We start from the raw sequence: 11866 nt of genomic DNA, 5'->3' as shown, positions 1-11866 counted from the left end.
ATTAAAAAGGTACGCGCTTATAGGTACGATATTCAGGTTGCCAAAACTCTTTTTCGATATTGCTTTGAATTTGCTCATCGGTTAAGGGAACCGCAACACCATCCGCTATCGCTGCTTGTGCAACTTTTAATGCAATCACACGCGAGACATTTTGAATATCTGCAATCGGTGGAAGTAAATCGGCCTCGGCATTTTTCAATAATGGCGAACAATCTGCCAATGCATTACTAGAGGCCATTAGCATATTTTCTGTTACGCGCTTAGCACCCGAAGCAATCACACCCAAGCCAATTCCTGGAAAAATATAGGAATTATTACACTGTGCAATATGATACAACCGCCCTTGATAATTGACTGGAGTAAATGGACTCCCTGTCGCAATCAATGCCTGACCATTGGTCCATTGAATGATATCGGATGGTACGGCTTCAACCCGTGAAGTTGGATTGGACAATGGCATCACAATCGGACGTTCACAGTTTGCATTAAGTGCTTCGATTACTTCCTGAGTAAATAATCCCGGTTGACCTGAAACTCCAATCAAAACAGTAGGTTTGGCATTCTTTACCACATCCAGTAAAGAAATCACATCTTCAACCTTGGCCCAATCGGAGATGACATCCGCCTTTTGTGCAAGTTTGCGCTGAAAATCCAGTAAATTTGGCTGGTTCTCTGTAATGAGACCAAAACGATCGACCATAAAGACTCGAGCACGAGCCTCAGCATCGCTTAAACCCTCAGCCACCATTTGGGCAATAATTTGCTCCGCGATGCCGCATCCTGCCGAACCTGCCCCCAAAAAAGTGACAATCTGATCTTTGAGTTGTTTGCCCGCAGCACGACTTGCTGCAATTAAACTTCCCACTGATACCGCAGCTGTACCTTGAATATCATCATTAAAACAGCAGAATTTATCACGGTATTTCGTCAATAAAGGCATCGCATTTTTTTGTGCGAAATCTTCAAACTGAATCAAGGCATGTGGCCAACGACGACGAATTCCAGTTAAGACCTGATCGATAAAATCATAATATTCTTCGCCAGTAATTCGCGGTTCACGCCAACCCATGTATAAAGGATCATTGAGTAATTGTTGATTATTGGTTCCGACATCAATCGTGATCGGTAAAGTATAAGCGGGACTAATCCCCCCACATGCGGTGTACAGTGATAGCTTTCCGATTGGAATCCCCATCCCGCCAATACCCTGATCGCCCAATCCCAAAATACGTTCGCCATCGGTAATCACAATCACTTTAACGTTACGACGATTAATATTTTGCAAAATATCATCAATGTGTTCACGGTCTGGATAAGACACAAATACCCCACGATGACGACGATAAATATCAGAAAAACGCTGACAGGCCTCACCTACTGTTGGCGTATAAATAATCGGCATCATTTCTTCTAAATGATCTTCGATTAAACGATAAAACAGGGTTTCATTAGTATCCTGAATATTTCGTAAATAAATGTGCTTATTGATCGCATCATTAAAAGCTGTGAACTGTTGGTAAGAGCGCTGGCTTTGTTCTTCGATGGTTTCAATCACATGCGGCAGTAAACCATGTAAATTGAATTGGCCACGTTCTTGTTGGGAAAAAGCCGAGCCTTTATTGAGTAGCGGGAGTTCCAGAAGGGTAAAGCCAGCATAAGGAATATAAAGTGGATGTTTTTTTGCGGTGTTTTCAGCGGTCATTGCCTATCTCATTGTTCAGCTCAAGTGCCAAACGGTTATTCATTCAAATCATCGGTTCGATATAGCTTACGCGCTTTTTTAGCAAAATAGGTATTTCCAAAATTGATAGTCGAATAGATCACATTTTATGTTCAAATAGAATCTGGAAGGAGGTTTATAGCGCTTTTACATATCGTAGCGAATGAGATAAATACTTCTGGATATACTAAATATATTCTGAGCTTTTGATTCTATTGATTATAAATATGTTTATTGTAAAACCATCCTTTTTATCAATGTCTGGATTGGCGTTGATCCTTATATTAATAACCGGCTGTCAAAGTGTTTCAAAAACAACCGATAAAGTCGGTTCATGGTTAGGCGTCAAGCCATCTGTTCCCGAAGTCAATGCCAAAGGCATTGTTGATCTTAGTCAAACCACCCTGAATCAACTGGAACAATTCAATACAAACATGCCGAAAAATCAATGGGTTTATATGAAAAATAAAACACAGGATGTCTATATCCTACAAAATAAATCTGATGATCAATCTATTTTATCATTTCGTTTTAACTGTCAATTGAGCACTCAGAAACCAACCTTTTATTTATACAATGCCAAAGGTGAGCAAATCTTGAGCGCATACGATGATAAACTTGGACAAATTCAATTTCTTCTCGATAATAAAAACTATTTAAATCCTTTTAATCTGTATTCCAGTCAAAAACTTGAGACCTTTAAAAAAGAGCTCGTGACAGCCAAGACTATCAAAATTTATCATGCAGGACATTTATATCGCTTTGAAAATCAACATGCTGAACTACTCAATAAACCTGTTTCTTGTCAGGAATAATCCAAAATAAAAGATTGGATCACATCCCTCTCAGCATTCATTAAAATTAAATCGGTGGTGAAATCAAACAGCCTCACCTAAAGCGGACAAAATTTGCTATATTGAGCGTTTTTCTGCGAACATTCGTTTTAGATAGATATGAATACCGCCATACAAGCAGCTCTTGATCATGCCGTGCAATCTCTTCAACAAGCAGGGATTCTTCCTTCGGATTGGACTAACAACAGTGTGTTAACCCGAACCAAAGACCGAAGTCATGGTGACTTTGCTTCCAACATTGCCATGGTTGGAGCAAAAGCTGCGGGTATGAAACCACGCGATTTGGCTGAAAAAGTATTGGCTCATCTGCCAGAAGTCGCAGACATTACCAAGGCTGAAATCGCTGGGCCTGGTTTTATCAACTTTTTCTTAAATGCAGATCAGCGTTACGCTGTACTCGATCAAATTCAGGCACAAAAAGATCAATTTGGCCGTAGTCAGGCCAATGGCGCACAAAAAATTCAGGTGGAGTTTGTCTCTGCCAATCCAACTTCAAGTCTGCATGTCGGACATGGTCGCGGTGCCGCTTATGGTATGACTGTAGCGAACTTACTAGAAGCGACGGGTGCCAAAGTTGACCGTGAATATTATGTCAATGATGCAGGTCGTCAAATGGATATTTTGGCGACTTCGACTTATTTACGTTATTTGGAATTACTTGGACAAAACCTTGTTTTCCCTAAAAATGCCTATCAAGGCGATTACGTCAAGGAAATTGCACAAAGCATTATCGACAAAGACGGCGATGCATATGTGCGTGCGGTAGCTGATGTTTATCGCGATGTGCCAGAAGATGTGCAATATGCCGCTGAACTAGATGCTGAAGGCAATAAAGTGGTTCTCTCTGGTGATAAAGAAAAACATATTGATGGGCTGATTGCCCATTCACAGCAGCTACTCGGCGAAGGATATCGTGTTTTTCATCAGGCCGCGCTAAAAGCCATTTTAGATGACATTAAAGATGATCTTGCCGATTTTGGTGTGACTTTTGATCGCTGGTTCAGTGAAGCATCATTGACGGATAAAATTGAAGAAGCCTTACAAACCCTAGATCAACGTGGTTTTCTCTATGAAAAAGACGGCAATATCTGGTTTAAATCCACCGAATTTGGGGATGAAAAAGACCGTGTTGTGAAACGCCGCAATGGGCAAACCACATACTTTGCATCTGACATCGCCTATCATTTAGATAAATTACAACGTGGCTATACCCATATCGTGGATATCTGGGGGTCAGATCACCACGGTTATATTGCACGGGTAAAAGCAGCAATTGATGCAATGGGTTATGACTCTGCCAAACTTACCGTACTTTTAGTTCAGTTTGTCAGTCTATGGCGTGGCGGCGAAATGGTACAAATGTCATCACGTTCAGGTCAGTTTGTGACTTTACGTGAACTCCGTGAAGAAGTCGGTAATGATGCAGCCCGTTTTTACTATGTGATGCGTAAATCTGAGCAACATATTGACTTCGACTTGGATCTTGCAGTATCACAAAGCAAGGACAATGCGGTGTATTACATTCAATATGCGCATGCGCGAATCTGTCGTATGCTAGAAAAAGCAGCGACCAGTGCAGTGAATTTTGATGCTGTTCAGGCACGTCAATATGCGTCACGTCTGGAACTGGACGCTGAAACAGAAATTCTATCGAAACTGGCTGCCTATCCAGATATTATTGTACGTGCCGCAAATGCTTACGAACCGCATCAAATTGGTAATTATTTGAAAGAGTTAGCAGCATTATTCCACGGCTGGTACAATGAGCATAAAGTGTTAAATGATGATGCAGAACTCACTCAAGCGCGTCTTTTGTTGTCCGTCAATGTACAACAAGTGTTGCGTAATGGTTTGGAATTGCTTGGTGTATCTGCGCCAGAATCAATGTAAATCATCTATTGTTTGACTTGTAAGCTCAGACCAATTCCTGTTTTTGGTCTGACGACCTAATTTGAAGAGGATTTCACGTGTTTGGAAAAACGCAGCGCGGTGTATCTGAGCGACCAAATAAACCCAAAAAATCACTGATTCCAAAGTGGTTAGGGACATTGGTGGCTATTTTAGCTCTGATGTGCATCGCCGTGGTGTTGATGCTTTGGAAACCGTGGAAGCCTGTTTCAACTAAAAATGAAGTGACTTCGCCGCATTATCAGGAAGAAGAAACCAATCATGACTATCGTTTCTACGATCTGTTACCACAGCAACAAGTCACGCCGATTCCTGAACAAGCAGTGCCCGAGACCAAGCCACAGCAACCTGTGGTGATTGTAGAAGCGCCAAGTGAAGCCAGCGCGCCTGTTGCCAATGATCCTGCTGCCGCGGTTGCCGCTGAAGAAAATCCACAACAGCCACATCAAGCGTCCTTTATCTTACAAGTGCGTAGCTATCCTGACCCAGACAGCGCCGATGCACGTCGCGCAGAAATCATTTTAAATGGTTTGTCTGCCGATGTGGTCAAAAGTGTCGAAAATGGCAAAATATGGTATCGCGTGGTTTCTGGGCCGTATGATTCGCAAGATGCAGCTGTTGCTGCACAGCAAACCTTGCAACACAGCGGGATCGATTCCATCGTGGTAAAACGTTAAAGCATTGTTATGGTAAAAAAGAACGCTTTGTGCGTTCTTTTTTTAATTTTTTCAAATAATTACCAACCCCAGCATGTTCCCGTAATTGGTTTACCGCATTCACGATAATGTACCGCATACCAAACACTGCCACCCGATCGTGGCGTGCCATCTTTTTTGACTTCATCTCGATTCAATTCATCAAAAGTACTAATGGCATTGGCGGTCACAGAGCCTTTATCTGCATTTTTTTGCAGGTTTAAACTACCCAGACTTTTTGCGGTCTGATTCTGATAAATGACCGTGTCTGGTGCTGTTGTACCGATCAATAAAGCATAGTTGGCAATTGCTGCGGTATAACCTGTGGCACTACCCGACAAAGTTAAATCCTTTTTGATGCTGGTGCTTGCCAGCACATCTGCCCCGCCATATATTTTCGCATCAAGATGATAAAAACTTAAAGGTTGTACCATCCCTGTTTTAACCTGAGCTTCTAACCAGTCTTGCCATAAGAACTCCAGAAAGTCGGTGGCATTCTCAGGTTTGCTATAGCCAATATCTCGGACAAAATACATCAACGAACGGTACTGATTTTCTTCCATACCCGTTGGATTGGTTGCTGATTTAAGCCCCAAATTTTTTGGTAATTGCTGATATGTAATGCTTTGGTTTTGTCCATTACGCAACCATGCACGACCATTGGCGACCATTTTTGTCCAAAACTCATCTGCTGTTTTGAGAGAGCTATAATTATCAACCACACGCACCCAAACTTTCAGCGTTTCACCGCCATCGGGTAATTCACGTAACTGGGTCATGGTATGATGCCCATCAGTCAGATACAAACGACCATCGTAGCCAACCACGACCGTTTTCAAATCAGCAGTTTCTGTTGCTGGTTGTTCGGCACAACCAAAGCTATCGAGTTGTTTTAAATTTGCTCCTTTGAGTTGCTCCATGCTGCTAAAGTCATCGCGGCTTTTGGCACCAATTGCTTCACAGTAATCACTGAATTTTTTGCCTATGGTTTTATTGAGATAAGAAAGTTGATTGATTGGATCCGCTTGCCAAGTCTGACGATTCCAATCGCCTTGCCAACGGCCTAATTTATAATAAATCTGGTCATAGCCCACTGCGCCTTGAGTCGGAATCAGATCAGCAATCTGAACCTGAAGAATATCGCCAGCTTTGGCATTTAAAAAGCGTTGATCGCGCTGATCTTGCGGCTGAGTCGACGGCGTGTTCTGGCTTTGATCATCATTTGAATCATTGCACGCTGTTAATGCGAAAACCGCACAAATCCCCAGAGACAATATTGTCATATTTTTAGTCATCAATTTCATAAAACATCAATCATCTAAAGCTTGTTTGAAAAGATGCATATTGACGAGAAAATATTCAAAATAAATGACAAATTTCATTTTGATTGATGTTTTAAAATATAACAAGCATTGCCATGCTGCATCAGTTTGTCAGCAGGCAATATGGTTGGCTATCAAAACCGCCTTTATTCAATTCCTTTTTGCTTGGCACGTTGAAAAGCAGGACGAGATTGAATTCGAGTAAGAAAAGCCTGAATATTCGGATATTGGCCTGTGGTACGGGTTAAAATAGCTTCAAGTGGAAAACTCATCTGAATGTCAGCAAAGCTAAACTGACCAGCAAAATAATCATGTTGCGATAAATATTCCTCTAAAAAAGCAATATGATCTTTTAAACGTGGACGAATAAAGCCAGCTTTAATGCCATCGGTAATTTTATTGGCAATCGGACGAATGATAAAAGGTACATTTTTACCAACATTGTTCATGACCAACTGAAATACCAATAATGGCATCAGTGAACCTTCGGCATAATGCATCCAATATAAATATTGAAAAGCATCTTCATCATTTTGTGGCTTAAACTGATTTTGCAAATCGTATTTACTTTGTAGATATTCCAAAATCACCGCAGACTCTGCAATCGCGCGATCATCATCCTGTAAAATGGGTGCCTTACCCAAAGGGTGAATCTGTTTCAGTTCAGGTGGTGCGGCAAAGGTCGGCAAACGTTTGTAATATTGAATTTGATAGTCTTGTTGTAGCTCTTCTAAAGCCCATAAAATCCGAAAAGAACGCGATTGTTCCAGATGATGTAAAGTCAGCATATTGTTCTCTATTTCTCGCCAAAATTTTAAATTGATTAATCGCATTCAGCCCATGAGCATTGCATGGGCTGAATTGTAAAATCATGAGATTGCAACAGAATTAAGCTAAGGTGGTTTTGATTTCCACACTGCGTAATAAGGTCTTGGTTACTGGTGTTTTACTACAGACATTTAACACTTTTTCCTGCATTTCTTCAGATAATGGATTTTTAAAATTCACACGACGTTCGATCCATTCCTGTTGTTCCTTATTCATAAAAAAATCAACTTCGACGCTAAACTCACCAAAATCCATTTCTTTATGCTGTGCATACATACGCAAGGTAATCATAGTACATGACGCCAGACTTGCTGTTAGAAAGTCATAAGGTGCTGGCCCCGTATCATGACCACCAAAAGATTCAGGTTTATCGGTAATAAAATGGTGTTTACCGCTGGTGACTTCACCTTTCCACGGTGCTGGATCTGTTTTAACAACGCTACGTGCAATCACACTCATTTGGATGCTCTCATTTGATCAGGGAAAGTGGGGGCTTCAAGACGTGAGCCATCATAATCTGGAATTTCGCCGAAGCGTGCATCATGATTGACCCATTGCTCACGTGCTTCGCGTAGTCCTTCCGTGGTGCGACCGACAAGATTCCACCACAGTAAAATTGGAGTTTCAAAAGGTTCACCACCAATCAGTAATACACGATGTCCTTTTGGAATATCAATCTCAATATGTTCAACCCCTGGCTCTAATACCACCAGATTGTCCTGATTCAACTCATGTCCATTCACCCAAGCATGACCTTCTAATGCTAAAAAGCCATATTCAAATTTTGGATTGAGTGGAATACGAGTCTTCGCATCTGCCTGAGCGGTCATGTCGACACCCACCAGCGGCGTATGCACCGCCACAGGAGAGCTTTGTCCCATAAACTCACCGACCAATATGGTAAATTCAATCTGATCCTGTTGTGTTTTTGGTAATACAGGATAGTGGTCAAACTGTGGAGGCATATTGAGTTTGTCATCAGGCAAGGCAATCCAGAGCTGTGCCGCATGCATTTTAGTTTCAGTATCTGGCGCCACTTCAGTATGGGATATACCATATCCAGCAGTCATCAGATTAACCTGATACGGACGAATCAATTGCTTGGTGCCTAAACTATCGGTATGCATCATGGTGCCTTCAATCATCCAAGTAAAGGTTTGCAAACCTGTATGCGGATGAGGCCCAACATCCAATCCATCGCCTTGTGGAAAGGTTACGGGACCTGCATGATCCAGAAAACACCATGCACCGATCATGCGTTTTTGCCGACTCGGTAAAGCACGTTTAATCACGGTTCCTTTACCAATTTCTGCGCTGCGAATTTGAAAATCCTGAATAAATTGATTGATGTAACTTTCACAATCCTGTGAATCTGAGATTTCCGTATAATTGGTATTGGTCATTATCTTTGTCCTGATGTGTGCTTAAATCATATGAATGGCTAGCCAAACTGAGCGCTGCGCTTGCTGATCAAAATGCTATTCACCACTTGGATACGCTTAAAATTCAGAATAACGTGTCTCAGAGCATTGTTGTTTTATCATTGCGTAAACAGCGCGTTCTAAACCAACTGTTTGTTAGCTTTCATAAATGACTTATCTTACTGATTATGTTTATATTACCAAACTTAATTCAAGATTCTATGCACAACTTTAAGACAGTGTAGTGCTATTTTTAAGACAATCCTTGTCAAAGCCGTACTCAAAGATTATTTGGACTGCGGAATCTGACTTTTCATGTGTTTCATAAAATCTCGGAAATGCGGTGCAAACTCTGCAAATAAAGGATGATTACGCTGCTCTAACATCACTTCACTAAATAGTTTGAGCCCAAGCGCAAAGGATTGTGTGGTTTGCTCGTCAAAGAATGCTGCGCTTTTTAATTTTTCTACAATCTGAAAAATATCATCATGATTGCGTGTATAAAACTTAAGTTTTTCAGCATAAGTTGATACCTCACCTTTGGCATCTTTTAAATGTTGAACAGTGACAAAGTATTGATGTTGTTTCATAGATCAATTCCAATTCTATTTTAAAATTAAGTACTTTCCCGAATTTCAAGTTGCATAACCTCTACTTGAAATTGTTGAAAAACCGCTTGTAAGGACTGTAAAAAATTGCGTTTGTTTCGCCTGCGTTAAGGCCGCACACTGGATCTGGAGGAGCTGTTTTTTGCTACGATCAGGTAGGTTAAATTTTGTTTCTGCACGATGAAATTGATAGCTTGCAATTAAACCTACATCCACCAAATCGCTGACAACGCGATAAATTGTTGCCAAACTGAGTTGCTGGTGCTGGGCATGTAATTTTTGATAGATCTGTTTGATGTTTAAGTCATCAGATTGTTGTTCAAGTAAATTTAGGACTGAAACTCGTGAACGAGTAACTCTTAAACCCGCCTGTTTGAGTCGATATTGTGCGTCCAACATCTTAAAATCCTCCGTCATAAACGCCCGATTTCAACGGCTGCCTGATCGATCTTTTCCGCAATCTGATGAATCTGTTGTGGATTTAAATCTGCAACATTGATTTTTAATCGCAAGGCCGTTTTCAGATTTTCCATCGCACGGTGTATATCAATCAGTTGATCATTGCCATGAATCTCGCGTCGAAGACGTAGCTTTTCCAACAGTGCAGTCAACAAGTCCTGTTGTTGCTTTAAATATGCTTCGCCTTCTTCTGTTACTTGATATTGTTTACGCTCAGCATCGAGCAGTGCAATAAAATTCATGTCTTCAAGTGTCGTTAATGTCGGATAGATCGTACCTGCACTCGGGCTATAGTCTCCTCCGACTAAGTCACTAATTTCTTTAATGATTTCGTAACCATGTTTGGGGCTTTGCTGAATCAGATATAAAACTAAAAGTTTCATTCGACCTGCTTCAAATAGACGTCCGCGACGTCCTCTACCGTGAGTATGATGTTCACGCTCATGTGAAGCCCGCTCTGAATGTCTAGGATCTCGTTCAGATTGATTTCTCATATTATTTTTCTCATATTGGGTAATTTGCAATCATTAAGATATATCTTAATACATCTTTTAACAAGCCAAGATATAGCTTAAGTTTTTATAATATTGATATTGAATAGATTATTTATTTTCATGATCAAATTTTAAAAAAGTTAAGTAATAAAAAAGAGCGATTACTCGCTCTTGTTACTGATAATAGAGATCAAGTATGTTTGTAAAGTAAATAAATTGTTTCAAACACAATCGTTCTACATTTTATAAAATGCTGATAAAATTTTTAACAATTTGAAAAGATTAAGTTTTTACTTATTTCTGAATTTTGTATGATTAATTTCTTATGGTTTAATAAACGTAATATAAGGAACTATAAAATATAGATGAAAGCTCTAATTACAGTTGGGTGTGTTACTGATCATGGCGGAATGATTATTTTAGGTGACTTTTCTTTTTTAGTAGAAGGGAAAGCTGTCCATTTAGATGGTATGACTCACTATTGTCCTAGGTGTAAGGTTCAATCACGTGCAATTGCTTCAAATCAAGGTTTTATGATTGTTGGTGGAAAAAGTATTGTTGCTGTAGGTGATACCTCAACTTGCGGATCAAAATACTTAAAAATCTCTGATCTTGCTGTTATGAATAATGGGATTAGTAATTCAAAAATTGTATCTAATAATACTAATAGTTTTGTGTCAGAACCTAAGCAAAAGTATGGACAAAGATTCTTATTACAAGACCAAATAACAAATGAACCATTAGCCAATGTATGTTACGAGATTCATCAAAATGGTGAAATTATTCATGGAACAACTGATAAAGATGGCTATACAAAGTTAATTACATCAAATGAAATTGAAAACATAGAATTAAGAATAATTTCAAAGGAACATTCCCATGACGAATAATATTATAGCGACATTTCAAGACACACTAAAAAAATTAAATGATGACATGAAGGAAATGAAATCCTATGGTGCAACTGTCATAAAAATCGGAACAAAGCGTCAGTTAACATCAGGTGAAATTAGAATGTCTCAATTAGTATTTAAAAATTCTATTGACTATTCTAAAGTATGGATTCATGTAGGAGGTCTTATACATACAGCTACTGGTAATGCAATGACTCCTGCTGGTGAAATCTATATCTCGTCAAAAGACTATGTAGAGAATCAAGATTTCAGTTTATCTCGACCTAACATTAAGCATTGGTTTATTCATGAAATGGCTCATGTTTGGCAATATCAAAATGGTGCTAAAACTGGTTGGTTAGGGTTAAAACAAGGGTGTAATGGAGGATATACGACAGAGGTTCAGTCTGTAGACTCGGCTAATGAATTGAAAGCATATGACACTGATTTATTAGGGAGAGATGCGAATAAAAAATTTCAAGATTTTAATTTTGAGCAACAAGGAAGAATTATTGAATTTTACTTTGATAGCAATTTTCTAAAAAATGAGGAACCTCATCGAAAGCATTTACAAATAAGTTTAAAACTTCATAATCGAGTTATGGCAATTCTTATCGATTTCGTTAAAAATCCAAAGAATTCTTCTTTGTTACCACATCATTAA

Annotated in this window: 12 protein-coding genes and 1 pseudogene; 5 read left to right on the top strand and 8 right to left on the bottom strand. The window is 39.6% G+C overall.

What is annotated here, in order from left to right; translation table 11 throughout:
- Position 1: 1 nt before the first annotated feature.
- Complete coding sequence (locus tag EGS47_RS08120) at positions 2-1702, bottom strand: NAD-dependent malic enzyme (RefSeq protein WP_005001618.1); 1701 nt, start codon at positions 1700-1702, stop codon at positions 2-4.
- A gap of 275 nt (positions 1703-1977) precedes the next feature.
- Here EGS47_RS08120 and EGS47_RS08115 point away from each other — a divergent pair, with 275 nt between their 5' ends.
- The 3 genes from EGS47_RS08115 to EGS47_RS08105 all read left to right on the top strand — a co-directional run bounded on the left by EGS47_RS08115 (position 1978) and on the right by EGS47_RS08105 (position 5159).
- Entirely contained in the window at positions 1978-2535 is a 558-nt protein-coding gene (locus tag EGS47_RS08115) for a hypothetical protein (RefSeq protein WP_005001616.1), read from the top strand.
- 138 nt (positions 2536-2673) lie between these two features.
- Positions 2674-4464 carry an arginine--tRNA ligase gene (gene argS / locus EGS47_RS08110; RefSeq protein ID WP_005001614.1) on the top strand — a complete coding sequence of 597 codons (1791 nt, stop codon included), beginning with the start codon at positions 2674-2676 and terminating at the stop codon, positions 4462-4464.
- 77 nt (positions 4465-4541) lie between these two features.
- A complete protein-coding gene (locus tag EGS47_RS08105; protein ID WP_005001613.1) occupies positions 4542-5159 on the top strand; it encodes an SPOR domain-containing protein in 618 nt (205 codons plus the stop codon).
- A gap of 59 nt (positions 5160-5218) precedes the next feature.
- On the opposite strand, the gene EGS47_RS08100 is transcribed toward EGS47_RS08105, so the two are convergent.
- The 7 genes and pseudogenes from EGS47_RS08100 to EGS47_RS08070 all read right to left on the bottom strand — a co-directional run bounded on the left by EGS47_RS08100 (position 5219) and on the right by EGS47_RS08070 (position 10309).
- Positions 5219-6481, bottom strand: a complete 1263-nt coding sequence (locus tag EGS47_RS08100; protein ID WP_005001608.1) for a ParB/Srx family N-terminal domain-containing protein — start codon at positions 6479-6481, stop codon at positions 5219-5221.
- 164 nt (positions 6482-6645) lie between these two features.
- Positions 6646-7287, bottom strand: coding sequence for a glutathione S-transferase (locus EGS47_RS08095; RefSeq protein ID WP_125269526.1), 642 nt, complete (start codon positions 7285-7287; stop codon positions 6646-6648).
- Between the two features lie 100 nt (positions 7288-7387).
- A complete protein-coding gene (locus EGS47_RS08090; RefSeq protein WP_125269525.1) occupies positions 7388-7786 on the bottom strand; it encodes an OsmC family protein in 399 nt (132 codons plus the stop codon).
- Entirely contained in the window at positions 7783-8730 is a 948-nt protein-coding gene (locus tag EGS47_RS08085; protein ID WP_125269524.1) for a pirin family protein, read from the bottom strand. The genes EGS47_RS08090 and EGS47_RS08085 overlap by 4 nt, the downstream gene beginning before the upstream one ends.
- A 305-nt stretch (positions 8731-9035) precedes the next feature.
- The gene (locus EGS47_RS08080; protein WP_125269523.1) at positions 9036-9338 is read right to left on the bottom strand and encodes a DUF3861 domain-containing protein; all 303 of its coding nucleotides are present in this window, start codon (positions 9336-9338) and stop codon (positions 9036-9038) included.
- 26 nt (positions 9339-9364) lie between these two features.
- Positions 9365-9755: pseudogene (locus EGS47_RS08075) on the bottom strand (Fur family transcriptional regulator).
- 14 nt (positions 9756-9769) lie between these two features.
- Entirely contained in the window at positions 9770-10309 is a 540-nt protein-coding gene (locus tag EGS47_RS08070; RefSeq protein WP_125269522.1) for a PadR family transcriptional regulator, read from the bottom strand.
- Positions 10310-10674: 365 nt separating this feature from the next.
- Here EGS47_RS08070 and EGS47_RS08065 point away from each other — a divergent pair, with 365 nt between their 5' ends.
- Together EGS47_RS08065 and EGS47_RS08060 are read left to right on the top strand one after the other, a co-directional pair.
- On the top strand, positions 10675-11199 hold the full coding sequence (locus EGS47_RS08065; protein WP_044435714.1) for a PAAR domain-containing protein: 525 nt from the start codon (positions 10675-10677) through the stop codon (positions 11197-11199).
- Positions 11189-11866, top strand: coding sequence for a zinc protease (locus tag EGS47_RS08060; RefSeq protein ID WP_125269521.1), 678 nt, complete (start codon positions 11189-11191; stop codon positions 11864-11866). The genes EGS47_RS08065 and EGS47_RS08060 overlap by 11 nt, the downstream gene beginning before the upstream one ends.

The sequence above is a fragment of the Acinetobacter sp. FDAARGOS_515 genome, from assembly GCF_003938865.1.
GTDB lineage: Bacteria > Pseudomonadota > Gammaproteobacteria > Pseudomonadales > Moraxellaceae > Acinetobacter > Acinetobacter ursingii.
Note: the sequence above shows the minus strand (reverse complement) of the source record. Positions and strands in the feature narration are given on the sequence as shown.